21 protein-coding genes and 2 tRNA genes are annotated in these 23943 nt (G+C 50.8%); 15 read left to right on the top strand and 8 right to left on the bottom strand.

From position 1 onward, the window contains the following. Positions 1-5: 5 nt before the first annotated feature. The 3 genes from QQL62_RS01295 to QQL62_RS01285 are packed head-to-tail and all read left to right on the top strand — an operon-like array spanning position 6 to position 2531. Positions 6-806, top strand: a complete 801-nt coding sequence (locus QQL62_RS01295; protein WP_284375410.1) for a TatD family hydrolase — start codon at positions 6-8, stop codon at positions 804-806. Further along, positions 803-1606, top strand: coding sequence for an MBL fold metallo-hydrolase (locus QQL62_RS01290; RefSeq protein WP_284375407.1), 804 nt, complete (start codon positions 803-805; stop codon positions 1604-1606). Before QQL62_RS01295 ends, QQL62_RS01290 begins: the two co-directional genes overlap by 4 nt. Continuing rightward, positions 1599-2531: an AEC family transporter gene (locus QQL62_RS01285; RefSeq protein ID WP_284375405.1), complete on the top strand. Its 933-nt coding sequence runs from the start codon at positions 1599-1601 to the stop codon at positions 2529-2531. The genes QQL62_RS01290 and QQL62_RS01285 overlap by 8 nt, the downstream gene beginning before the upstream one ends. 384 nt (positions 2532-2915) lie before the next feature. On the opposite strand, the gene QQL62_RS01280 is transcribed toward QQL62_RS01285, so the two are convergent. Then, on the bottom strand, positions 2916-3854 hold the full coding sequence (locus tag QQL62_RS01280) for a flavin reductase (protein ID WP_284375403.1): 939 nt from the start codon (positions 3852-3854) through the stop codon (positions 2916-2918). A 90-nt stretch (positions 3855-3944) separates the two neighbouring features. Beyond that, positions 3945-6284, bottom strand: a complete 2340-nt coding sequence (locus QQL62_RS01275) for an ATP-dependent helicase (RefSeq protein ID WP_284375400.1) — start codon at positions 6282-6284, stop codon at positions 3945-3947. A 203-nt stretch (positions 6285-6487) separates the two neighbouring features. Between QQL62_RS01275 and QQL62_RS01270 the strand changes: the two genes are divergently transcribed. After that, a tRNA-Gly gene (locus tag QQL62_RS01270) sits at positions 6488-6562 on the top strand. Positions 6563-7264: 702 nt separating this feature from the next. On the opposite strand, the gene QQL62_RS01265 is transcribed toward QQL62_RS01270, so the two are convergent. Further along, positions 7265-7972: an orotate phosphoribosyltransferase gene (locus QQL62_RS01265; RefSeq protein ID WP_284375398.1), complete on the bottom strand. Its 708-nt coding sequence runs from the start codon at positions 7970-7972 to the stop codon at positions 7265-7267. Between the two features lie 220 nt (positions 7973-8192). Here QQL62_RS01265 and QQL62_RS01260 point away from each other — a divergent pair, with 220 nt between their 5' ends. From QQL62_RS01260 to QQL62_RS01250, 3 genes are all read left to right on the top strand, one after another. Next, positions 8193-9026 carry an autoinducer binding domain-containing protein gene (locus QQL62_RS01260; RefSeq protein ID WP_284375395.1) on the top strand — a complete coding sequence of 278 codons (834 nt, stop codon included), beginning with the start codon at positions 8193-8195 and terminating at the stop codon, positions 9024-9026. A 171-nt stretch (positions 9027-9197) separates the two neighbouring features. Further along, positions 9198-9335 (top strand): hypothetical protein, encoded by a 138-nt coding sequence (locus QQL62_RS01255; RefSeq protein ID WP_284375393.1) that lies wholly within the window; start codon positions 9198-9200, stop codon positions 9333-9335. 49 nt (positions 9336-9384) lie between these two features. Next, positions 9385-10116, top strand: a complete 732-nt coding sequence (locus QQL62_RS01250; protein ID WP_284375391.1) for a DUF6065 family protein — start codon at positions 9385-9387, stop codon at positions 10114-10116. A gap of 190 nt (positions 10117-10306) precedes the next feature. Here QQL62_RS01250 and QQL62_RS01245 read toward each other — a convergent pair whose 3' ends face one another. From QQL62_RS01245 to pdxH, 4 genes are all read right to left on the bottom strand, one after another. Then, positions 10307-13960 carry a vitamin B12-dependent ribonucleotide reductase gene (locus QQL62_RS01245; RefSeq protein WP_284375390.1) on the bottom strand — a complete coding sequence of 1218 codons (3654 nt, stop codon included), beginning with the start codon at positions 13958-13960 and terminating at the stop codon, positions 10307-10309. Positions 13961-14364: 404 nt separating this feature from the next. After that, a tRNA-Pro gene (locus tag QQL62_RS01240) sits at positions 14365-14441 on the bottom strand. A gap of 61 nt (positions 14442-14502) precedes the next feature. After that, on the bottom strand, positions 14503-15000 hold the full coding sequence (locus tag QQL62_RS01235) for a DUF192 domain-containing protein (RefSeq protein ID WP_284375388.1): 498 nt from the start codon (positions 14998-15000) through the stop codon (positions 14503-14505). Continuing rightward, the gene (gene pdxH, locus QQL62_RS01230) at positions 14997-15602 is read right to left on the bottom strand and encodes a pyridoxamine 5'-phosphate oxidase (protein WP_284375386.1); all 606 of its coding nucleotides are present in this window, start codon (positions 15600-15602) and stop codon (positions 14997-14999) included. The genes QQL62_RS01235 and pdxH overlap by 4 nt, the downstream gene beginning before the upstream one ends. A 136-nt stretch (positions 15603-15738) precedes the next feature. Here pdxH and fabI point away from each other — a divergent pair, with 136 nt between their 5' ends. The 3 genes from fabI to QQL62_RS01215 all read left to right on the top strand — a co-directional run bounded on the left by fabI (position 15739) and on the right by QQL62_RS01215 (position 18302). After that, a complete protein-coding gene (fabI, locus tag QQL62_RS01225; protein ID WP_284375384.1) occupies positions 15739-16554 on the top strand; it encodes an enoyl-ACP reductase FabI in 816 nt (271 codons plus the stop codon). Positions 16555-16558: 4 nt separating this feature from the next. Next, the gene (gpt, locus tag QQL62_RS01220; protein WP_284375381.1) at positions 16559-17059 is read left to right on the top strand and encodes a xanthine phosphoribosyltransferase; all 501 of its coding nucleotides are present in this window, start codon (positions 16559-16561) and stop codon (positions 17057-17059) included. An 85-nt stretch (positions 17060-17144) separates the two neighbouring features. Continuing rightward, positions 17145-18302: a trans-sulfuration enzyme family protein gene (locus QQL62_RS01215; protein ID WP_284375380.1), complete on the top strand. Its 1158-nt coding sequence runs from the start codon at positions 17145-17147 to the stop codon at positions 18300-18302. Here QQL62_RS01215 and QQL62_RS01210 read toward each other — a convergent pair. Continuing rightward, complete coding sequence (locus tag QQL62_RS01210; RefSeq protein ID WP_284375378.1) at positions 18292-19458, bottom strand: M20 aminoacylase family protein; 1167 nt, start codon at positions 19456-19458, stop codon at positions 18292-18294. The genes QQL62_RS01215 and QQL62_RS01210 overlap by 11 nt on opposite strands. A gap of 61 nt (positions 19459-19519) precedes the next feature. On the opposite strand from QQL62_RS01210, the gene mazG reads away from it, so the two are divergent. The 5 genes from mazG (at position 19520) to QQL62_RS01185 (ending at position 23838) form a co-directional block, all read left to right on the top strand. Beyond that, a complete protein-coding gene (mazG, locus tag QQL62_RS01205; protein WP_284375376.1) occupies positions 19520-20365 on the top strand; it encodes a nucleoside triphosphate pyrophosphohydrolase in 846 nt (281 codons plus the stop codon). Between the two features lie 171 nt (positions 20366-20536). Further along, positions 20537-21538, top strand: coding sequence for a Fe(3+) ABC transporter substrate-binding protein (locus QQL62_RS01200; RefSeq protein ID WP_284375373.1), 1002 nt, complete (start codon positions 20537-20539; stop codon positions 21536-21538). A gap of 139 nt (positions 21539-21677) precedes the next feature. Further along, on the top strand, positions 21678-22925 hold the full coding sequence (locus QQL62_RS01195; protein ID WP_284375370.1) for a cation:proton antiporter: 1248 nt from the start codon (positions 21678-21680) through the stop codon (positions 22923-22925). After that, positions 22922-23335, top strand: coding sequence for a Fur family transcriptional regulator (locus QQL62_RS01190; RefSeq protein WP_284375368.1), 414 nt, complete (start codon positions 22922-22924; stop codon positions 23333-23335). Before QQL62_RS01195 ends, QQL62_RS01190 begins: the two co-directional genes overlap by 4 nt. Before the next feature lie 5 nt (positions 23336-23340). Beyond that, positions 23341-23838: a hypothetical protein gene (locus QQL62_RS01185; protein WP_284375366.1), complete on the top strand. Its 498-nt coding sequence runs from the start codon at positions 23341-23343 to the stop codon at positions 23836-23838. The last annotated feature ends 105 nt before the right edge of the window (positions 23839-23943 follow it).

Below are 23943 nucleotides of genomic sequence, written 5' to 3'. Positions count from 1 at the left end.
CCAAAATGACCAACCCAACCCTTGTCGACAGCCACTGCCACCTTGATTTCCCTGATTTCGAGGGCGAAATACCCGATCTAGTGGCCCGCGCCGCCGCCGCTGGTGTGACCCGCATGGTCACAATTTGTACAGAAATGCATCAAGAGCCAAATGTACGCGCAATCGCTGAGGCCCATGCGCCGGTGTTTTATGCCGCCGGAGTGCACCCAATGCATGTGGCCAAGACCGAGCCTGTGACGCTGGAACAGCTGATCACCATCACACAGCACCCCAAAATGGTTGGTATCGGGGAAACGGGGTTGGATTACCACTATACCGCCGACAGCGCCGATGCGCAGAAAACCTCGCTGCGCCTTCACATTCGCGCAGCCCAAGAAACCGGTCTACCGTTGATCATTCATGCGCGTGCTGCCGATGACGATATGGCCGATATTCTGACAAGCGCATATAAGAATGCGCCCTACACCTGTGTTATGCACTGTTTCTCTTCCTCGGCCGATTTGGCGCGGGCCGCACTTGATTTGGGTTTTTACCTGTCAATGTCTGGTATCGCGACCTTTAAAAAATCCCAAGACCTGCGGGATATATTTGCCAGCGCGCCCCTCAATCGCATTTTAGTCGAAACAGACAGCCCCTACCTTGCGCCCGTGCCATTTCGCGGCAAGCGTAACGAACCGGCCTATACCGCCCATACAGCCGCAGTAGGCGCTGACATATTTGGGATAACCGTGGATGAGTTCGCGGCCCAAACGGTGGAGAATTTTGACCGGCTATTCCCCAAAGCCGCCGCTTGGAAACAGCCATGAAAACGCTGACCTTTACGATATTGGGTTGCGGATCATCGGGCGGGGTTCCCCGCATTGGGGGCGATTGGGGGGCCTGTGACAAAACCAACCCCAAGAATGCCCGCCTACGCTGTTCGATGCTTATCCAACGCCACGGTGCAGATGGGGTTACGAGCGTTTTGATCGACACCTCGCCAGACATGCGTAGCCAGCTATTGGCCGCGGAGGTCGGGGCGCTGGACGCTGTGGTCTATACGCATCAACATGCAGATCATGTTCACGGACTGGATGATCTGCGGATGATTGCTCTACGGATGCGCAAGCGCATTCCGGTTTATGCCTCAACAGAGGCGCGCGGTGATATTCTATCGCGGTTTAACTATGCCTTTGAAACCCCCGAGGGCAGCAGTTACCCACCAATCCTAGAAATGTATGACCTGCCAGAGAACCTCTGGGTTGATGGTGCAGGCGGTAAGATTAACATTCAAAGCTTTGATGTAGAGCATGGGGCAATCTCGGTGCGTGCTCTGCGGATCAATGATCTATTATATACCCCAGATATTTCGGGATTTTCTGCGGATGTAGAACCCCATCTTTCAGGTCTACACTATTGGGTGCTGGATGCGCTGCGGTATACCCCCCACCCTAGTCATATCAATGTAGAAACCGCATTGAAATGGATCAACGAATATCGCCCTAAACAGGCAGTTTTAACCAATCTACACATTGATCTGGATTACCAGACCCTAAACTGCGAAACCCCGGACCATGTAGAACCAGCCTATGATGGTATGCAAATCAGGATGCATATTGATGTTTGAGATATCACAAATAATTCTGCCGGTGTTCTTTATTATTGCACTTGGATATGGTGCTCGATGGCGCGGGTCAGTGGATGATCAGCAATCCGATACCCTTGCTTACTTCGCCCAAAATTTCGCTATTCCTGCGTTGTTGTTCAATGCCGTAGCGCATCTAAACCTGCGCGAAGTATTTAACGCGCCGCTGTTTGTATCTTATTATCTGCCTGCGTTGGTAGTGTTTTTACTCGGCATGATCTTGGCGCGCGCTTTCTTTAAGAGAACTGCGGGGCAATCGGTGTCGATCGGCTTTACCGGCCTTTTTTCCAATACGGTTCTATTAGGCCTACCTATAATGGAATTGGCGTTTGGCCCTGCTTCAATGACGTCAAACTATGCATTGATTTCCGTACATGTTCCATTTTGCTACACTATCGGTATTACATGTATGGAAATACTGCGCGCCGATGGAGCAGGATTTTGGGTTATTATCAAGGCAATCGGGCGGGCAATTTTCAAAAATACGCTGGCTATGGCATTGATCGCGGGGTTTGCATTTAATTTTTCGGGGCTCGTCCTACCCGAAGTGGTTGAACGCGCGCTCGATATGATGGTGCGCGCGGCATTGCCGGTGGCGTTGTTCTCGCTGGGTGCGGTGCTGTTTCGCTATAAGCTGACCAACAACCTGCCAGAGGTTGCCATGGTCAGCGTGCTAAAATTATTGCTGTTTCCCGCCCTTGCATATGTGATGGCAACCCATGTGTTTAATCTGCCGGATATGGTGCGGAATTCCGTGGTAATCACCGCCGCAATGCCACCGGGCATCAACACCTATATCTTTGCGAACATCTATAATCGCGGCAAGGCAACGGCGGCATCCTCTGTCGTGATTGCAACGTTCCTAAGCATTTTCACCATATCCGCATGGCTAGCGCTGTTAACCTAGCCCATGCTTATACCACGAAGCCGCTCAGAACGGCAGCGCAACAAATCGATTTCCCTAACACATCGTTTCGATGCGCTTGCCAAATGACACTATATATCAAACAATATGATCAACATGTTGGCGCCATCAAGCACACCGCATGATGCTGTTATTTACCATCTGAGCCCCCCAGCAAGAAATACCCACGAGCCTAAATCTGGCCCTATCTGCCAAGGAAACCATAACCGCCCCGCTAAACCAAGTGGTGTGTAGATTTTGCCTAAATCCCAATGCGAGACGGCTATCAAATAGTGCAGAGCAGAGCTCTTAATCGAAGCCGGATCAGTTCCATCTAAAAACTAAACGTACTTGTTAGGGCAAAGTATCCTAAATTTGGGCTTTACACTACTGACTGGTGTTTTCGATCACTTGGCGCAGCAAGTTTCGCAAACTCTCTGCCTCACTTTGTGACACCCCCCTTAAAGCCTCTGCCTCATATCTGGCCGCTACACGCATTAGCTTGCGCACAATCTCGGCCCCTTTTTCGGTTCTACGCGCAAAAATCTTTTGCCCCCTAAGCGCACGGTGGCACAGCCCCTGATCCTGCATTGTATATACAAGATCTCGCAGAGCATTGGGGTGTAGCGAGGTACGCAGATGTAGCGCTTCAATATCCTGTGCACCATCTACCGCGTTTAGTGCCGTTAGTACGCGCCATTCCGGCAGGGTTAAGTCTTGGGCAGAAATCGCCCGATGGAATTCCGATACCAGCAAGGTATTGGCCCGCGACAAATGATAAATCAGGGTATTTTCGATTGGATCGCGACCAACTTCCGCTAGCTCCGCCGCCTCTTCTTGCGTGGATCCCAATGGTGTCGCACTGGCATATGCCCCCTCTGAAAACAAAAGGCTGGGGATTTTCTCGCGATGAAATTCCTTAACCTCGCCGACAATAATCCAGTGATCCCCCCCCTCGTAGACCGCCCAAGTTTCGCATTGGAACAGTACTGAAAAATCATCCAGCAAAGGCACCCCATGCGCATTGACGCGATAATTCACCCCGTCAAATTTATCCCCCCCAGAGCGCGCAAATTGATTGGACAGTTGCACCTGATGCGCCCCGAGAACATGCACCGCAAAATGGGAAGCCATTCTAAAGGCATCAGCAGATAGAGCAGCTTTTGTCACGCTCCATAAGATCAATGGCGGCTCTACCGAGACCGAATTAAAACTGCTGGCGGTCATGCCCACGGGCGCGCCGGTACTATCGACGGCTGTTACAATTGTAACCCCCGTACCAAAACAAGAAAGCGCATCGCGAAACTCTCGAGCATCAATAGACATTTAGCGCCTCATATGGATATTATTTCTGCTAGACTATGTTATTATTGGCCAAATTATAACCCTAACGGCTTAGAAACCCTTAGGTTACGCTCAAGAGGATACATCATCGGCCATGGTGATAAAGCTGGCCATCACCTTTTTTGCACCGCCCCCCTCAAAAACAATCGACAGCTTATCACCCTCGACACCAACGACCGCGCCAAACCCATACTTGGCGTGATGCACACGATCCCCCAAGCCGAAAGAGGCCACAACCTTGGCGTCGATCACATCTTTCATCGCACTACGGGTCTTGGCCGTGCGCGCTTCTTGGCGGGCGCGCATGCGCTTCCAACCTGGCGAGTTATAGGCATCCGCCCGCGCCACCCTTTCTTCAATCGCTGAAGGTTCTTGTGCTATCGAGCCGCCATAAACCCCAGGTGCGCTTAGGATCTCTACGTGTTTGGGCGGTATTTCATCTACAAATCGAGACGGAATTGCAGATTGCCATTGACCAAAAATACGCCGACTGCTGGTAAAGCTGATGGTACAGATTTCTTCAGCGCGGGTGATCCCCACATAGGCCAGTCTGCGCTCTTCTTCCAATCCGCGTTGGCCACTTTCGTCCATGCTGCGCTGAGAGGGAAATAACCCATCTTCCCACCCTGGCAGAAAAACTACAGGGAATTCCAACCCTTTGGCCCCGTGTAGGGTCATGATGGTTACCTTCTGGGCGTCATCTTGGGAATCATTTTCCATAATTAGGCTGATATGCTCTAAGAAACCCTCTAGGTTTTCAAATTCTTCCAGTGCTTTGATCAACTCTTTCAAGTTTTCCAAGCGTCCAGCAGCATCAGGGGATTTATCCTTCTGCCACATATCAGTGTAGCCGGACTCCTCTAGGATAATCTGAGCCACCTCAACATGGCTTTGATCCTGATCCTGCAATGCGACACGCCAGCGATCGAACCCTTCTATTAGTGCACCCAATGCATTTCTTGCCCGTGCTGAAATTCCGCCATCGCGGGCCACAATACGCGCACCTTCAAACAAGGATACGTCGTTGTTTCGCGCAACTTGATTGATAATCTGCTGCGCTTTTTCACCAATGCCGCGCTTGGGCGTATTAACGATCCGCTCAAAAGCCAATGCATCATCAGCGCTCACCGCCACGCGGAAATAGGCCAAGGCATCGCGAATTTCCATGCGCTCATAAAACCGTGGCCCGCCGATCACCCGATAGGGCAACCCAATGGTCAAAAAACGATCCTCGAAGGCGCGCATCTGATGACTGGCACGTACCAAAATCGCGATGGAATCCAGACCATAGGGATCCAGTCCACGGGTGCCGCGCTGATAGCTTTCTATCTCATCGCCCATCCAGCGGGCTTCTTCTTCGCCGTCTCGGTGATTGATCAGTCGCACCTTCTCGCCGTCTTCTCGGGCGGTCCATAGGGTCTTGCCCAATCGGTCTGCATTACCAGCAATGACCCCCGATGCCGCGCCCAAAATATGCGGTGTCGAGCGGTAATTCTGCTCTAGTCGGATCACCGTGGCGTTATCGAAATCCTTTTCGAAACGCAGGATATTGCCCACCTCTGCCCCGCGCCAGCCATAGATCGATTGATCATCATCCCCAACACAGCAAATATTACGATGCCCCTGCGCCAACAGACGCAGCCCTAGATATTGCGCGACATTGGTATCTTGGTATTCGTCTACCATGATATAGCGGAACCAATGTTGGTACTTTTCAAGGACATCTGGGTGGTTTTGAAAAATCGTCACCACATGCAATAATAGATCCCCGAAATCCGCGGCATTCAATGTTTTTAGCCGCGCTTGATACTGGGCGTAATATTTTGCCCCACGCCCGTCAAACCCATCCTCGCCGGCGCTGACTTGATCTGGTGTCCAAGCACGATTTTTCCAATGGTCGATCAACCCCGCCAACATCCGCGCAGGCCAGCGCTTTTCGTCGATGTTATCCGCGCGGATCAATTGCTTTAGCAGGCGAATTTGATCATCTGTGTCCAGAATGGTGAAATTGGATTTCAGCCCAACCAATTCCGCATGCCGGCGCAGAATTTTTACGCAAAGCGAGTGAAATGTGCCCATCCATCGCATGCCGCTGGCCGCATCCCCCAAATGCGTGGCAACACGCTCTTTCATCTCGCGTGCGGCTTTGTTGGTAAAGGTCACGGCTAAGATCTCGTTTGGACGTACCCGTCCTGTGCGTAACAGATGCACAATACGTGTCGTCAGCGCCTTGGTCTTGCCCGTACCAGCCCCCGCCAGCATCAATACAGGCCCATCCAGTGTTTCAACGGCCGCCAACTGAGCGGGGTTCAATCCGTCTAGATAAGAGGTATTCCCTACACCCATTGCCTGCTGAGACAAAGGTATGGCCGCGGCGGCCTCGATGGCGCTATATTCTTCCCAATCATTCATAATGTCTCCATACCCTGTTCTGAACAATAGTGGAAGCGTGTTCTTCTATTGTTCTGAACGCACACCCCCTCAAGCTGGGCTGAATAAATGGCGGGCTAAATGCAAAATTTCGTGAAATTCTTCATTTCCCCCTTGCGGCAGTTTTCCAGACCAGTATAACGCCCCTACCCAAGGGGATGACGAGTACACCCCCTACATAGGAAGCGGGCGTAGCTCAGGGGTAGAGCATAACCTTGCCAAGGTTAGGGTCGAGCGTTCGAATCGCTTCGCCCGCTCCAAAACAAAAACCCACGGTTCGCGCCGTGGGTTTTGTGCTTTTTGAGGCAATTCCCCCCCCACCATCTCATGTGAAGTCCCATCTCATGTGAAGTCATTGTGAATTTCCAATCCTCGACTGGCGTTTCCTAAGTTTTGCGAAGGTTTGAAATGACGCCTACTGCGCACCTAGGCCGCTGACCAGAAAGCTACCTGTGAACATTTTCTAGGCCTTGATAAGTCACTACCATGCTCACACATCTAATTTTGCCGTGCCAAAACACCGACGTTTTGCGACTCGTTCGCCGACTTATCGCATTCTCTTAAGGTTAAATCGCTGCGATGACAGCCAACACAAAAAATCCCATCACCCGCCAATGCAGCGGGGCGCGCAGGTGATTGGTCATGATGGAGGCCCCTGTCGCGGCTGAATAGCCATCACCCAAGAACATTGTGGTAAAATATTCTGATCAAAACACCAAATGTTCACAGGCTGCGCCCTGCATATGTTGATCCTAGTATAACGACCGTTGCCCTATGACCCCATGGCGCCGATAGCGACAGTTTGAAACGGAATCCACCTTGTCCGCGTGTTACAATTTTTGCTGCATACTTGGCCAACCGATCGAAGTCAGTCAAGATTACCTGAATTCATTTACGCAATCGGTGTTATCATTCGAAAAGCCCTCCGTTCAGAGGGCCTTTCGATTGAACATATGAAGGGCCTATGCCTTGGAAACCGGTAACTCGCTGATCCCGCCATTAGCCGCAGACCATTCCAGGGGATTATTCAAAAAGGCCTCGACCTGATCCAGCTGTGCGGCATCGAAATTACCCCCTGCGCGCGCGGCGGCCAAAATATCCCACCATGTCAGTAAGTAGTGCAACCTAAGCCCGTTCTGCGCCAGCATCTCATGGGTATTTTTGAAAATGTCGTAATAGAAAATGACCAAGATATCTTCACAGATCGCCTCTGCGCGGCGGATAGCCTCCGCAAACATCAGCTTAGAACCGCCATCCGTGGTCAGATCCTCGACCAGTAGAACGCGTTGACCGGGGTGAATATCACCCTCGATCTGGGCATCGCGGCCATAACCTTTGGGTTTTTTGCGAACATATTGCATAGGCAGGGCCATTTTGTCCGCGATCCAAGCGGCAAAGGGAATACCCGCCGTCTCGCCACCAGCGGCGCTGTCAAATTTTTCAAATCCTGCATCGCGGTATAATGTGGCCACCGCAAAATCCATTAGCGCTGAGCGAATGCGCGGATGGCTGATCAGCTTGCGGCAATCGATATAAACGGGAGAGGCCAATCCTGAGGCAAATGTATAGGGTTCTTCTGGGCGAAACTTCACTGCTTCGATTTCCAGAAACATCTGGGCGGCCAGTTTGGCCATTTCTTCTTTACTGGCGAATGTATTTGGAAAACTCATTTGATTGCCTTTCGATTTTCGCGTGGTTTATCCAAATTGCAACGCTCTGCCAAGTAATCAATACATCCACCTTATCTCAGCGGGCATATTTACGCGGACATGTGCATTTTACAGCATATACATCGTTTAACCGACGGCACATTCATATCCGTTAGTGGAAAAAAACACCGCTCTCAAATGATCCTAAGAGGCCGCTCGATCTGGCCTTGCACAAGTAGCGTTGACCAATACAGAGCGCCTAAGATATCAGAGAGCCAACTTGCAGCTACGACCCCAGATTGTAACTGATACCCAGGATCAGGACATTGGATATATGTTAATCAACAGATTTATTCAAAAGCTCACGCAATCGAATGATGTCGCAACAAATTGGGCAATTCTGCTAGATGCACTTGCCTCATTTGGTTTTGATCGGGTTCTATATGGGAAAAAGTTAAATTTTAGCCCCGAAACCCTTCACAACCATTCTGGATCGGTTCTTCTCTCGTCTTATGGCGAAAAACTTGATCAAGAGTTTTTACTCTCACGGCTTTATTTACACAGCCCAACACTACAATGGGCCATGTATAATTATGGATGCATCAGCTGGGGAGAAACTAAGCGCCGCGCCGATGCGGGCAAATTGACCCCTGAGCAAATGGATGCCTATGAGAAGGGCCGCCAATGTGGACTGAATGCTGGGGTCACCTATTCTGTACCTACCCATACCCGCCGCTACCGTTCCGCTTTCGGGATGGCATTTCGTGCCGATGGCACCCAGGAAGACGCCGACGAAACATGGAAGAACAATGAATCCGACCTTACTGCCTTACTTTGTATATTTGACCTAACAATCGCTCAGTTCGAGAACATTCCCTCGGGTCAAAAACTAGATACGAGAACGATCCACTTCATGAAACTGATTGCAGAGGGGCGGACGGTTTCAGAGATTTCGGAAATAGAGGGTTGCCACCATCGGACAATCGATCAACGCATGGCAAACGCAAGAGATATACTAGGGGCTAATAACACCTTACACGCTGTTTTATTGGCTAAAGAACAAGGGCAGTTCTAAACACAAAAAGGGCGGAACTAATTGATGTTGCGCATTTAAAACGCGTTGGAACAATAGAATTCCAGTTTTAATGTGAAATTTAACACTACCCAAGCGTTAACTCATTGTATTTTATCTCGCCAGACATGTTCATAGAAAGTGAAGATGTCGTAACAATGAAGGAGTTATCTTATGACGAAGCCTAACAAAACTGTAACCGTACTTGCGCAATCAAAAGTGTCAGTTGGCGGTGGAATTGCACCGATTGTCTTGAACACAGCCAAAGTTTCCACCGGTGGCGGCATCGCGCCAATCGTATTGAATAAATAAATATGTCTCCTCTGGGGAACCAGAGGGGCCATTTAACAAGGATTGCCTGTTGTCCGTTTTTAGATTTTTCAAATGTTATAAAAATGCACCAAACATCATTCGCGCTGATAAGTCGGGCCTAGGAACCATGCCCGCAGCGGCCTTTCAATACTGCGAGGCTATGAGAGTTGCATCTTCCTATGGTTGGCATGTCTTTCCGCCCAAGGACATACACCTAAATTTTGATGGAAAAGAGGTCTTCTTCTTCCAAGATGGGCAATGGTTTCCGATGAAATCCACCAATTTTGAAGCAGAGTTCCGCGAACACTGGGCCAGTCTTGCGCCTGAGAATCTCGAAGAAAAAGATCCACCCTTTCTTACAGAGCTGTTTGTACCCGGGATGGTTCAGATATGGTCTGGTTATTTCTTAGAAACCAATCCTGGTTGGAGCACATTAATCAGACCTGTTTCCAACTTTGATGTGCGAAGCTCATTTTCGTGTTTCGAAGGGTTGGTGGAAACAGATCGATTTAATCCGCTTCCCTTGTTTATAAATATAAAACTGAACGCCACAAATCGAGAAATTTATATCCCCATGAACAAGCCTCTCTTTCAAATTCAGCCGGTTTTAAAAGAGTCTTATGGCAGTGTCTTATCTGAGGGGGAAATTATCGAGATGGACAGGGATAATGAGGATATCTTTCCTTGGCAGAAATATCTGAACACCGTTAGAGACAACGAAACCAAGGCAAGTCAAAAACCTGGGCGTTACGCTGTTTCAATTCGCAAGAGCACAAAATAATTCCGCAAGCTTTAAGATCGAGCGCAGTTTGAGATTACTGGATCTGGATACGCGTTCATTACTACAAAAAAAACGGGGGGAAAATCCCCCCGAGTTTATATTCAGGCTCTGTTTTTAACTGCTCAGATTTAGTTGCCTGTGGCCTGAACATGTGAGCAGCCGAGCCAAAATGGCCCAGCGCTCGAACCCTCTAACTACACCCGCTGGTTGCCCCGCAGGTGTTACACTTCATGCATGTACCATTGCGCACCAATGTGTAGTTGCCGCAATCACCACATGCATCCCCTTCATAGCCCTGCATTTTTGCCTTGGCACGATCATCGAGTGCCGGCGCAACAGCGCTACTTGTTGGCGCGGCAACTGCCACCGCACCCTCTGTTCCAGTGGCGGGTTGTAACTGACCCTCGCTTTGGAACAGGCTCCCCTGACCGCCCTGCAATAGCATCAGCTCTTGGGGCAGACGCTTGCGCAGATAACCGGTAGAGGAAACTTGTTTAATCATTGCCAGATTTTCTTCGGATGCTTGGGCAACATTCGAAACCCCTTCTTCTGCACCGCGCCCCAATGTATCAAAGCTTTCGCCCTCTGGCTGAACATGGGCGAGATCCGTGCGATCCAGATAAGAAATCGCCAATTCACGGAAGATATAATCCAAGATCGAGGTGGCGGATTTAATGCTGTCGTTGCCCTGAACCATGCCCGCAGGATCAAAACGGGTGAAGGTAAAGGCATCAACGAATTCCTCTAGCGGCACGCCGTATTGCAGCCCCACAGAAACCGCGATCGCAAAGTTGTTCATCATCGCGCGGAAACCTGCACCCTCTTTGTGCATATCAATGAATATCTCGCCGATCTGACCGTCGGAATATTCACCCGTACGTAAATAAACCTTGTGACCGCCGACCATGGCCTTTTGGGTATAGCCTTTGCGGCGCTCAGGCAATTTCTCACGCACGCGCTTGTTCACCTCTTTGATCACGATTTTCTCGACGATTTTTTCGGCCAAAACCTGTGCGCGTTCGCCTGCCGGCGCTTCTAACAACACCTCTTCCAGATCCTCGTCATCATCCTCGATCAACGCCGCAGAGAGCGGCTGAGACAATTTAGAGCCATCGCGATACAGCGCATTTGCCTTCACACCCAATGACCAGGACAGCTCATAGGCCTTTTGGCAATCTTCGATTGTAGCATCATTTGGCATGTTGATGGTTTTAGAAATCGCCCCCGAGATAAATGATTGCGCTGCGGCCATCATGGTAATGTGGCTTTCCACGGACAAATAACGGGTGCCGATTTTACCGCATGGATTTGCACAATCAAACACGCCGTAATGCTCTTTGCTAAGGTGCGGTGCACCTTCAAGTGTCATGGTACCACAGACATGGTTGTTGGCTTCTTCTATCTGACGCTTGCTAAATCCTAGATGCGTTAGCAAATCAAAAGATGGGTCGTTCATTTCCGCCTCTGGAATACCCAGCGTCCCTTTGCAGAATTCAACCCCTAGCGTCCATTGGTTGAATACAAAACGGATATCAAATGCCGTTGGCAGCGCCGCCTCGATCTTTTCGATCTCTGCCGCACCAAACCCATGACCAGTTAGGCTGGTATGGTTGATGCCCGGAGCATTGCCCATGGTGCCGTGACCAACAGCATAGGAAATAATCTCCTCCGATTGCGCAGAACCATAACCAAGTACCTCCAGCGCGGCTGGTACGGATTGGTTGATAATTTTGAAATATCCACCACCGGCCAATTTTTTGAACTTAACCAATGCAAAGTCAGGTTCGATCCCAGTGGTATCGCAATCCATCACCAAACCGATGGTACCTGTTGGCGCGATCACAGAGACCTGCGCGTTACGATAGCCGTGTTTTTCGCCCAGCGACACCGCCTCTTCCCAAGCGGATTCTGCTAATTTTATCAAAGCTTTATCTGGGCAGTTCTTGTGATCAAGCGCAACTGGCTTTACCTCTAGGCCCTCATAGCCTGCCTTCTTACCCAGCGCCGCGCGACGGTGGTTACGCATAACCCGCAACATGTGCTGAGCGTTTTTCTTATACCCCGGGAATGGCCCCAACTCTTTGGCCATTTCCGCAGATGTCGCATATGAAACACCTGTAAGGATCGCGGTCAATGCGGCCCCCATAGAGCGCCCAGCATCACTATCGTAGGATAGGCCCATATTCATCAACAAGCCGCCAATATTTGCATAGCCCAATCCAAGCGTGCGGAATTCATAGGAACGCTGTGCAATTTCTTTGGATGGGAATTGCGCCATTAGAACCGAAATTTCCAATGTCATGGTCCACAGACGCGTGGCATGCACATATTCTTCGGCGTTAAATTGGCCATCCTGATAGAACTTCAGCAAGTTCATTGAGGCCAAATTACAGGCAGTATCATCCAAGAACATATATTCAGAACAAGGGTTTGAACCGCGAATTTCGCCATCTTCGGGGCATGTATGCCACGCATTGATGGTATCATGATACTGCACACCTGGATCAGCACAGGCCCACGCGGCGTGGCCAACCTCTTCCCATAGATCCTTGGCCTTAACTGTCTTGGCAACCTTGCCATCGGTACGGCGGATCAACTCCCAATCTGCATCATTTTGGACGGCTTTTAGAAATGAATCTGTCACCCGAACTGAATTGTTAGAATTCTGCCCCGCCACGGTATTATAGGCCTCTGAATCCCAATCGGTGTCATATGTGGGGAATTCAATACTTGCATAGCCTTGACGCGCATATTGCAACACACGGTTTACATAGGTCTCAGGGATCAGCGCCTTTTTGGCAGACTTAATAGCGGCCTTTAGACCTGCGTTGGCTTTGGGATCAAATGCGCCCTCTTCGGCGCCGTCCCATGCGCGGATCGCTTCAAATATCTCGTTCAGCTTCAATTCATGTATTTTGGATCCAGCAACCAAGGAGGCTACCTTTTGCTCTTCTTTCACTTTCCAGCTGATAAACTCTTCTACATCTGGGTGATCCATATCACAAATCACCATCTTGGCCGCGCGCCGTGTGGTGCCGCCAGATTTAATGGCACCCGCTGCGCGGTCTCCGATTTTCAAAAAAGACATCAAACCCGATGAAATACCACCGCCACCTAGCGATTCCGTGGACCCGCGAACCGAGCTAAAGTTGGTGCCCGTTCCAGAACCGTATTTGAATAGGCGCGCCTCGCGCACCCACAAATCCATGATCCCGCCATCATTCACCAAATCGTCCTTAACCGATTGAATGAAACAGGCGTGGGGCTGGGGATGTTCGTATGAGCTGTTTGATTGAACCAATTCGCCGGTTTTGTAATCTACATAGTGATGCCCCTGCGAAGGACCATCAATGCCATAGGCCCAATGTAAACCTGTGTTAAACCACTGTGGGCTGTTGGGGGCAGTCATTTGTGCGGCCAGCATATAGCGCATCTCGTCGAAATAGGCGCGGGCATCGGCCTCGCCATCAAACATGCCGCCCTTCCAACCCCAATAAGCCCAAGCACCAGCAAGGCGATTGAACACCTGCTTCGCAGATTTTTCACCCGTATAGGTGTCGCCACCTTTTACTTGCTGACCATCGGCAGGGGCTGAGCGCCACAAAAACTCTGGCACGCCTTCTTCCTCGATTTTCACCAGATCGTCGGAAACACCAGCCTTACGAAAATACTTCTGGGCAATCACATCGGCGGCCACTTGGCTCCATCCGGTCGGAACCTCGACGTTTTCCAAAGAGAACACAACCGATCCATCAGGATTGCGAATTTCTGATGTGGTCTTGTGAAATTCTAATCCGGCATAAGCACCGGAATCAACGGAAGTAAATCGACGTTCAATCTTCATAATAGCCCCTGTTTAATCAAATTTTTCCGCATCCAACTGATCAGTTTCCTGATTCTTGGTGGTTGGCTGCAGCCTAGTTATTTCTACCTCAATCAGCGCCAAACACTACATATAGTTGGATCACCGATACATGCCACAAGGTGTACCAAAACGAAGAATCGGTCAACGAAATTTTTCACATTTTTGCCGCATTTTGTGTTTGACGAGCAGTTACCCACAACATGTGGAAAACGGAGAATCGGCTCAGTCACGAAAAAGTTAAGTAAATCGGCACAGATACAAGACGAAGCGATTTTTTTATCCACAGGAGGCTTTTTTCGTTCCAGTACAAACTCTGGGCCAGTGTAAGAATAATGGCAAAAAAAAATCGCCCGAAGGCGATCTAATTTTCGAAAATTTCGAAATGGTCGGGACGGCTGGATTCGAACCAACGACCCCCTGTACCCAAAACAGGTGCGCTACCAGACTGCGCCACGCCCCGACTGATGCGCGGTTTACAAAGAACCTTCACCAATGAAAAGACCTAATTTCTCTTTCTCGAATTAATTTTCCACTTTTCCACAAGGCCAGGCCGCCAAATCGTTTGAAACCGCAGGGTGGCGGATTTCTGCACCCAGTTTAACGCCAACCTTATCGCTCATTCCGGCATTTATTTCCAAAACATATTGAATATTGCGCCCACCTGGTAGGCTGGTCAAATCTAATGGAATCGCATTGCGGTGGATTTTCTGCAAAATTCCCTGCCCATCGAAAAACAGCAGATCTAACGGAATCAGCGTATTTTTCATCCAAAATGCCACTGGCCGCTCGGAGGGGTAAACAAACAGCATCCCCTCGAACCGCCCAAGGCGCTCTCGGTGTTGTAACCCAATCATGCGCAGGCGATCCGTATCTGCAATCTCGACTGCAAAGCGAGATTGCCCGCCAGGCCAGCGCAGATCGACGCGCTTGCTATCACAGCTCTCAGCCAGCGCCTGAGCGGGCAGAACACAGGCCAGCACCACAAGGGCTTTGGCGCGGGACAGTATCACCTGTTTCATGGGCTGATCCTATTCACAACCCACCCCGCATCTAAGGTTTCGCGCCGCCAGCGAAAACGATCGTGCAGGCGCGATTCTCCGTCGGCCCAAAATTCTATCTCCAGTGGTTTAATGCGATACCCCCCCCAATAGGCAGGGCGTTTTGGGGTTTCACCCTGCTCTGCACGCGCAGCAGCGACCCAGCCCTCTAGCACTGCGCGGTTTTCGATCACCTGTGATTGGCGCGATGCAATTGCACCAACGCGGCTTTGGGGGGAGCGAGAATCGAAATAGGCATCGGCCCGTAGCCCCTCGGCCTTAGATACAACTCCGCGCACCCGCACCTGACGGCGCAGAGATTTCCAATGCAGGACAAAGGCCGCCTTGCTGTTGTGGTCCAGCTCTTCGCCCTTAATCGATTTATAATTGGTATAGAACACAAAGGCGTCCTGCGTGATCTCTTTCAACAGAACCATACGTGTATTGGGCAGCCCATGGGCGTCAACCGTTGCCAATGCCATAGCGTTTGGATCATTTATTTCGGTTTTTTCTGCATCTGATAGCCATAGCTGAACCGATTTGATCGGATCATCCCCGGCAAAAATACCTGATCTATCTGTCATAGGAAGCCTTTTTCACTCTATTCCATCCAAATTATAGCAAGCGCGGAGGAAACTTCTACCGATAGCGTGCCTTTTTCTTGAAGCTACCCAGTGCATACTCTATTCATAACGGAAAGTTAACGCAGGGAATACACTTATGGGTATAATGAACGGAAAACGCGGCTTGATCATGGGCGTCGCCAACAAGCAATCTATTGCTTGGGGAATTGCACAGGCCTGTCACGAGCAAGGGGCCGAGCTGGCATTTTCCTATCAAGGGGATGCGCTAAAGAAACGCGTGGCGCCGCTGGCGGAGTCTATCGGCTGTGACACTGTACTAGAATGCGATGTAACCGATACAGCCTCTATGGATAAACTCTTTGCCGACCTAGAGGCCAAATGGGGCAAATTGGATTTCGTGGTCCATGCGATCGGGTTTTCTGACAAAAATGAATTGCGTGGCCGCTATGTAGACACCTCTGCCGAAAACTTCCGTATGACTATGGATATCTCGGTTTATTCCTTTACCGCCATTGCCCAGCGCGCCGAAAAGCTAATGACTGACGGCGGATCGATGCTAACCCTTACTTACTATGGCGCAGAGATGGTGATGCCGCACTACAATGTGATGGGTGTGGCCAAGGCCGGACTTGAAGCATCTGTGAAATATATGGCCATGGATTTGGGCCCCAAGAACATTCGCGTAAACGCTCTGTCTGCTGGGCCGATCAAAACATTGGCGGCCTCTGGTATTGGTGATTTCCGCTATATCCTAAAATGGAACGAGTTGAATTCCCCCCTACGCCGCAATGTTGACACCACAGATGTGGGCAAATCAGCCATGTATTTGCTATCTGATCTATCGTCGGGTGTTACTGGCGAAAACCTACATGTCGACGCGGGTTATCATGTTGTTGGCATGAAGGCCGAAGATGCGCCAGATATCGACGTGGTCACCGGACGTAAGGAATAAGGTCATGAGCGAACGTCTTCCCCATGAGAAAGGCTTTCATGTTAGTTGGGATCAGTTGCACCGCGATTCGCGCGCGCTTGCGTGGCGTTTGGATGGTAAGGGCCCGAATAATGGTGAATGGAGGGCCGTGGTTGGCATCACACGTGGTGGTATGGCGCCAGCTATGATTGTGGCGCGCGAGCTAGATATTCGTGTTGTTGATACGGTCGCAGTAAAATCCTACGACCATCAGTCCCAATCAGAAGCTCAGGTTTTAAAACACCCGGATCGCGAATTGATGGGCGATGGCGAGGGCGTTTTGATCATTGATGATCTGGTAGACAGCGGCAAAACCCTAGAGATCGTGCGCAGCATGTACCCCAAGGCCCACTTCGCTACCGTCTATGCAAAACCAGTAGGCCACCCGATGGTCGACACCTTCATAACCGAAGTCAGCCAAGATACTTGGATTTTCTTCCCGTGGGATATGGCGCTACAATACGTGGAACCCTACCGCGGCAAATAGTATTTCATGGCGCTCTCCTTCGATTATACTGGACGGCGCCCTGGATTTTTTGAACAGTGATGCCACCTGAATTCCGAGGCGCGTCATGAGAAAAACCAATCGCAAGCTTAGCCCACAAACCCGCATTGCACAGGCCCTGCGCTTTATGGATCCTGAAACGGGTGCCCTTGTCCCCCCTATCCAAACCTCGTCAACCTATGCGCGGGATGAAAACTACGATGTGCGCAAACCCTATTGGTATCGCCGCGATGGCAATGAAACCACGGCCCACGCAGAGGCCCTTATTGCCGAGCTGGAAAATGCCGAACAGTCGCTGTTGTTCGCCTCTGGCCTCTCTGCCGCCGCCGCAGTAATCGACCCCTTGCCCACAGGTGCCCATGTGGTTGTGCCACGGGCAATGTATCACGGGGTTCTAGCGCTGTTTCAGTCCGCGCAGAGCCGCGGGCGTCTTGTCGTTTCTTATTACGAGGCGGGTGATTTGGATCAGATGCGCGCCGCCATGCGCGCTGATACGGTGCTGGTCTGGGCCGAAACACCAAATAACCCCGATTGGGCGGTAACAGATATCGCCGCCGCCAGTGAAATCGCTCATGCTTGGGGTGCAAAATTGGTAGCCGATTGCACGGGCACCCCCCCCTGCGCCACCAAGGCGCTGGATTTGGGGGCCGATATATCAATGCATTCCGCAACAAAATATCTAAACGGGCATTCGGATATCACCGCAGGGGTTCTATCGGTGCGCACCCCCGATGTAGGTTGGGAAGAAATTGCCCTTTATCGTAAACTTCAGGGCACTGTTCTCACCTCCTTTGATGCATTTCTGCTGATCCGCGGCATGCGAACCCTATATTTGCGTGTCGAGAAGGCGACAGAAAACGCACTGCGGATCGCCCATCATTTTGAGAACCACCGCCATTTAAAACAGGTGCTTTTCCCCGGGTTGCCAAGCCATCCGGATCACACCCTGCAAACCCGCCAAACGGGGGGGATGTATGGGGGAATGTTGTCGGTGATCACCCAAGGCACCGCACAAGACGCCATTGATGTAGCGCGCTATTGCACGGTGTTTTATCCGGCCACCTCGCTGGGTGGAGTAGAGAGTTTGATTGAGCACCGCGCCACCGTATCTGGCGATGGCTTTCCTGTTGATCCAAACCTGCTACGCCTATCGATCGGCATCGAGGACGCCGATGATCTGATCCATGACCTAGAGCAGGCCCTAGAGCGCGTGTTCAACGCTTAATCGGCTGGGCAGTTTCGACCAATTGCGCAAAATAGCTGGCGCCGATTGGAGATATATCATCGTTAAAATCAAATTTTGGGTTGTGTAGATCTGCGCTATCACCATTGCCGATATAGAGATAAGCGCCCTTGCAGCGTTCCAACATAAACGCAAAATCCTCGGCCCCCATGCTGGGAATGGTGTCTTCAAACACATTGCCCTGCCCCACTACCTGACCGGCGACCTCTGCCGCAAAATCAACTGCGCTGTGGTCATTGATGGTTGGCGGGTAGCCATCCAAGAACTGCACCCTTGCCTGTGCCTGATAGGCATGGGCGGTATGCGCGACAATCTCTTGCAGGCGCGCGCACATCATTTCCCGCACCTCTGGTTCAAACGCCCGAATGGTGCCGACAATCTTGCCTGTTTGGGCGATCACATTGTTCGCACTGCCCACATTAATTTGGGTTACGGATAGCACCCCTGCTTTCATCGGGTCTACATTGCGGCTAACGATGCTTTGCAGCGCTTGGACAATATTGACAGCAACCACCACCGGATCGATGGTTTGATCTGGATGCGCCGCATGTCCGCCTTGACCAGTGATATCGATTTCAAAATCATCCACCGAAGCCAGTATCGGCCCGCGCACGGTCTCGAAGCGCCCGACCTCTAGACCCGGCAGATTGTGCATGGCATAGACCTGAGAAATGTCAAATTTTTCAAGCAAGCCTTCCTGCATCATCACGCCGGCGCCGCCGCCCGCTTCCTCGGCGGGCTGAAATATCAATACCACACGCCCCGAAAATTTTCGGGTCTCGGCCAGATATTTGGCCGCCCCCAACAGCATCGTTGTATGCCCATCATGGCCACAGGCATGCATGGCCCCCGCGCGCCCAGAGGCATACGCCAGCCCCGTTTCCTCGATCATCGGCAGGGCATCCATATCTGCACGCAACCCGATCGTTTGCCCGGCGCCTTGGCCATTGATCACCGCAACCACGCCTGTCTTTGCCCAGCCCGTTTCTATTTGATCCACACCAAATTCGCCCAGACGCTCGACCACAAACCCCGCGGTATCATCACAGTCAAACCCCACCTCTGGGTTTGCATGCAAATGCTGGCGCCATGATTTCATTTCCGCGAAATAATCAGCAATGCGATTGTTGACGGGCATGTTGCATCCTCCTTGGGGCATAGGTCATAGTAAGAAAAACCATATCCAGAAAAGTAGCGAAATGACAAAAGATTATTCCATCAGCCAAGAAATCTGTCTCAATCCCAGCGGCGGGCTGAATCGTCTACTTGAAATCATGGCGCGCCTGCGCGATCCACAAACGGGATGCCCATGGGATATCGAACAGGATTTCCACTCAATCGCGCCCTATACCATCGAAGAGGCCTATGAGGTGGCCGATGCAATTGCGCAGGGCGATATGGCCGAATTAGAGGGCGAGCTGGGCGATCTGTTATTACAGGTAATTTATTATGCCCAAATGGGGCGCGAACAAGGTCTGTTTGATTTTCACTCTATTGCTCAGAAAATCGCCGACAAGATGGTGCATCGTCACCCACATGTTTTTGGCGATGACAGCCGTGATAAATCCGCCGCACAGCAAACCATCGACTGGGAGAAAATCAAGGCCGCAGAGCGCAAAAGCAAGGGCAAACAACAATCACGCACCCTTGATGGCGTTGCAATCAATCTGCCAGCGCTAACACGCGCGACCAAATTACAAAAACGGGCGGCACGCGTGGGATTTGATTGGCCCAGCACGCTAGAGGTTTTGGATAAAATCCAAGAGGAATCTATCGAGCTGATAGAGGCGCGCGATTCGCTGTCCCCGGCAGCCCAAAAAGAAGAGTTTGGGGATTTGATGTTTGTGATGGCCAATCTGGCCCGTCACCTAGACATAGATCCAGAAGAAGCGTTGCGCGCCGCCAACACCAAATTTACTGCGCGCTTTGAATATATCGAGGATGAACTGCACAAACAACACCGCGACCCCTCGTCTGCGTCACTAACTGAATTGGATGCTCTGTGGGATAAGGCCAAGGACGCTCTAAAGCCAACCCCAGATTAAGCACGATATACCCATCGCATTTTCCGTAAAACTTGGAGAGGGCTTAACCGTTTGGGTTACCCCGCAAAGGGCGCTATGATTTTTTGAAAAATAATCTCCGATAAAAACACTCAGGTATTGACGCACCTATTCTATGCGCTACAAAGACGTGAAACATAAATGAGGACTACCATGCTAAAATCCACCTTAACCACACTGGCACTTGCCATTGCCCTGCCTGTTACCGCAGACGAAGTGAATGTATATTCGTATCGCCAACCTGAATTGATCGCCCCATTGTTCGATGCCTATACCGCCGAAACGGGCGTTCAAATCAACGTCAAGTTTTTAAAGAAAGGCTTGGTCGAGAAATTGGTTGCTGAGGGTGATCGCTCTCCCGCGGATTTGGTCATGACTGTTGATATTTCGCGCTTAAACTCTGTGGTTGAAGCAGGTGTTACACAGACGGTGAACTCTGATGTACTAAGCGAAAATATCCCGGCAGAATTTCGCGATGTGGGGAAAAATTGGTTTGGGCTAACATCTCGTGCGCGCGTTATCTATGCCTCTAAGGATCGAGTAGCCGATGGCGAGGTTACCACCTATGAAGATTTGGCAGATGCCAAATGGAAGGGCCGCATTTGCACCCGCTCTGGCACCAATGCCTATAACCTGGCGCTGATCTCGGCCGTTATCGCACATCACAGCGAAGATTACGCCCAAGAATGGGTTGGCGGCGTTAAGGAAAATCTAGCACGCAAACCGCAGGGCAATGACCGCGCGCAGGTTAAGGCGATTTGGGCTGGTGAATGCGATATTTCGATCGGCAACACCTATTACATGAAGAAGATGCTTTCAGATGAGGAACAAAAAGAATGGGCCGATTCTGTGCGCATTATCTTCCCAAAATTTGAAAACGGCGGAACCCATGTGAACCTATCTGGTATGGCGCTAACCAAGGCCGCACCAAACAAGGAAGCCGCGATCAAGTTGATGGAGTGGTTGTCTTCTGAAACCGCCCAAGAAATCTATGCAGAGCAAAATGGTGAGTACCCGCTAATCCCAGGCTCAACCGCCTCTGAATTGGTCGCCAGCTGGGGCACGCTAACGCCAGATACACTTGCCCTAAGTGATATTGCAAAATTGCGCCCGACCTCGCTGAAATTGGTCGAAAAAGCAGGCTTTGACGAATAGGTCATTCATTTGCTCTTTGAACGCCCGATCAGCAATGGTCGGGCGTTTTTTTGTGACCATCGACCACTGCGCGCACATATCTTTCTTTACCCGCTTGGGGTGCTCCTGCTAAAAGAGGCCAACTTAAAAGGCCAAGACCATGACAATTCTTCAGATTGCCTCTCTTCTTATTGTTCTTGCGGGGGCCTTTGGCACCGTAAATTACCTGTTTTTCAAACTGCCCTCCTCGATCGGCATATTGGTCGTGGCCTTGCTGGCTTCTGTTGCTGTTATGGCGATGGATTGGTTTCTACCGGCCCTTGGTATGGAGGCGCAGATCAGTGCAGTTGTTAAAGAAATAGAGTTTTCTGATGCGCTACTCGAAGGTATGTTGGGGCTGTTGCTCTTTGCGGGGGCATTGCATGTTAAATTGGGCGACCTGCGCGAACAGGCATGGGTTGTTTTGCTGATGGCGACGCTGGGCGTTGCAATTTCCACAGTCTTTGTGGGGATTGGTTTCCATTTCATCTTGGGTGTCCCTATTTTGATCGCATTGGTGTTTGGATCATTGATTTCTCCGACAGATCCGGTGGCGGTACTTGGTGTTTTGCGCGAGGCAAACCTGCGCAAATCCCTAGAGACGAAAATCGCTGGCGAGAGCCTGTTCAACGATGGTGTTGGCTATGTGGTTTTTTTGGTCTTGGTAGGCATTGCCTTCCCCAGCGGCGATCACCATGGTAGCGGATTAGCGGGGGCGGCAACATTGTTCTTCCAAGAGGCCGTTGGTGGTGCGGTATTGGGTGCAATTCTGGGCTATCTGGTCTTTCAAATTATGAAACGTATCGATGACTATGCACTAGAGGTTCTGTTATCACTTGGCCTCGCCTTTGGCGGGTATCAGTTGGCGGTTTATCTACATATGTCCGGCCCGATTATGGCGGTAGTCGCGGGGTTGTTCATTGGCGATGTTGGAATGAAATACGGCATGACCGAAGAAACCCGGCACTATTTGGATAAATTCTGGGAATTGATCGATGAAATCTTGAACGCAATCCTGTTCTTGCTGATCGGGATCGAAGTCTTTGCCATCGCCTTTGATGCCAATGCCGTACTTGCAGGTCTATTGTCGATTGTGCTGGCGTTGATTGCTCGTTTTGCGGCCGTTGCCGTGCCGATTTTCTTGTTAAAACCATTCCGCAGTTTCCCATCGGATGTAATCCCGATCATGACTTGGGGCGGGATCAAGGGCGGCATCTCGGTCGCACTAGCTTTGTCCTTGCCTGACAACGAATGGAAACCGCTAATTCTGACAGCGACATATGTGGTGGTCTTATTCTCCATCATCATTCAAGGCCTGACTATCGCCCCATTGGCGCGCAAACTTGGCCGTGAGCCGGATTTGCTATGAGCACTACTATCATCGAGCGCTGCGAAGCATCCGGCCTGCGCCTAACGGAACAGCGCCGCGTCATCGCACAGGTTTTGCAAAGTGCTACTGATCACCCTGATGTTGATGAATTGCACAGCCGTGCCAATGCGATAGACAAGGGCATCAGTATCGCCACGGTTTATCGAACGGTTAAATTATTTGAAGAAACCGGCATCCTAGAGCGCCACGAATTTGGCGATGGCCGCTCCCGTTACGAAGACGCCCATCGCGAACATCACGATCATCTGATTGACATGCAATCCGGCGACGTGATCGAATTTGTCAGCCGCGAAATCGAAGAGCTACAGGAACGCATCGCGCAAAAACTCGGGTTTGAATTGCGGGGACATAAATTGGAACTCTATGGTGTTCCCTTGAAAAAGGATTAACTCTGATGCTTGGCTATCTCAAACAGACATTGATCGTTGCGTTGTTTGCGGCTGGTGCATCGCCAATCACAGCCCAAGAAAGCGTTGAAACTCAGGATGTATTCTTCGCCCATTACGTAACCAGCATCGCCCAAGAATGTATCAGCGCCATTGAAACACGCCAGTTGAACACCACTCAACTGATCTCCTATGGGTATTCAAAACGCAAGCGCACCTATGTGCGAGATGTATTCCCCGTAGGGGCAGCCGGTAGTACCCCCGCCAAGATCGATGTCAACTTTAAGAACCCGCGCTCTGGGTGCCGCATCGAGATTTCCCCGCATGAGTTTGACACCACTGTTTTGCTTCGCAACCTGAACGAAACACTCTATGCGCGAGGCTACAAGCCCTTTAGCGGTGCAGGCACTGCGCATTTGGTGTTTTTCAAAGAGCAGTCAAAGCTGGGGGTTGCCTTTCGCAAAATCAGCTCTGGCACCAGAATCGAGTTTTCGAAACTCAGGTAGTTTCGTTAGGCGCCCTGCTCTTAGCCGGCGCAAGAATCACCCGTGTTTCTTCGATGCGATTCTCGGGATTTTCACGCAATCCGTTAGCGCTAACAACAAAACCGC

Origin of the sequence: Amylibacter marinus (genome assembly GCF_030160015.1) — a bacterium.
In the GTDB taxonomy this organism is placed as follows: domain Bacteria; phylum Pseudomonadota; class Alphaproteobacteria; order Rhodobacterales; family Rhodobacteraceae; genus Amylibacter; species Amylibacter marinus.
This window is presented reverse-complemented; position numbering and strand designations above follow the sequence as displayed.

Coding starts and splice junctions, on each gene's coding strand:
- gpt (WP_284375381.1), top strand. CDS start 16,559: ATGAGCGAACGTCTTCCCCATGAGAAAGGCTTTCATGTTAGTTGGGAT.
- QQL62_RS01215 (WP_284375380.1), top strand. CDS start 17,145: ATGAGAAAAACCAATCGCAAGCTTAGCCCACAAACCCGCATTGCACAG.
- QQL62_RS01190 (WP_284375368.1), top strand. CDS start 22,922: ATGAGCACTACTATCATCGAGCGCTGCGAAGCATCCGGCCTGCGCCTA.
- QQL62_RS01285 (WP_284375405.1), top strand. CDS start 1,599: ATGTTTGAGATATCACAAATAATTCTGCCGGTGTTCTTTATTATTGCA.
- QQL62_RS01265 (WP_284375398.1), bottom strand. CDS start 7,972: ATGAGTTTTCCAAATACATTCGCCAGTAAAGAAGAAATGGCCAAACTG.
- QQL62_RS01295 (WP_284375410.1), top strand. CDS start 6: ATGACCAACCCAACCCTTGTCGACAGCCACTGCCACCTTGATTTCCCT.
- pdxH (WP_284375386.1), bottom strand. CDS start 15,602: ATGACAGATAGATCAGGTATTTTTGCCGGGGATGATCCGATCAAATCG.
- QQL62_RS01210 (WP_284375378.1), bottom strand. CDS start 19,458: ATGCCCGTCAACAATCGCATTGCTGATTATTTCGCGGAAATGAAATCA.
- QQL62_RS01185 (WP_284375366.1), top strand. CDS start 23,341: ATGCTTGGCTATCTCAAACAGACATTGATCGTTGCGTTGTTTGCGGCT.
- QQL62_RS01255 (WP_284375393.1), top strand. CDS start 9,198: ATGACGAAGCCTAACAAAACTGTAACCGTACTTGCGCAATCAAAAGTG.
- QQL62_RS01290 (WP_284375407.1), top strand. CDS start 803: ATGAAAACGCTGACCTTTACGATATTGGGTTGCGGATCATCGGGCGGG.
- mazG (WP_284375376.1), top strand. CDS start 19,520: ATGACAAAAGATTATTCCATCAGCCAAGAAATCTGTCTCAATCCCAGC.
- QQL62_RS01275 (WP_284375400.1), bottom strand. CDS start 6,284: ATGAATGATTGGGAAGAATATAGCGCCATCGAGGCCGCCGCGGCCATA.
- QQL62_RS01235 (WP_284375388.1), bottom strand. CDS start 15,000: ATGAAACAGGTGATACTGTCCCGCGCCAAAGCCCTTGTGGTGCTGGCC.
- fabI (WP_284375384.1), top strand. CDS start 15,739: ATGGGTATAATGAACGGAAAACGCGGCTTGATCATGGGCGTCGCCAAC.
- QQL62_RS01280 (WP_284375403.1), bottom strand. CDS start 3,854: ATGTCTATTGATGCTCGAGAGTTTCGCGATGCGCTTTCTTGTTTTGGT.
- QQL62_RS01195 (WP_284375370.1), top strand. CDS start 21,678: ATGACAATTCTTCAGATTGCCTCTCTTCTTATTGTTCTTGCGGGGGCC.
- QQL62_RS01200 (WP_284375373.1), top strand. CDS start 20,537: ATGCTAAAATCCACCTTAACCACACTGGCACTTGCCATTGCCCTGCCT.
- QQL62_RS01245 (WP_284375390.1), bottom strand. CDS start 13,960: ATGAAGATTGAACGTCGATTTACTTCCGTTGATTCCGGTGCTTATGCC.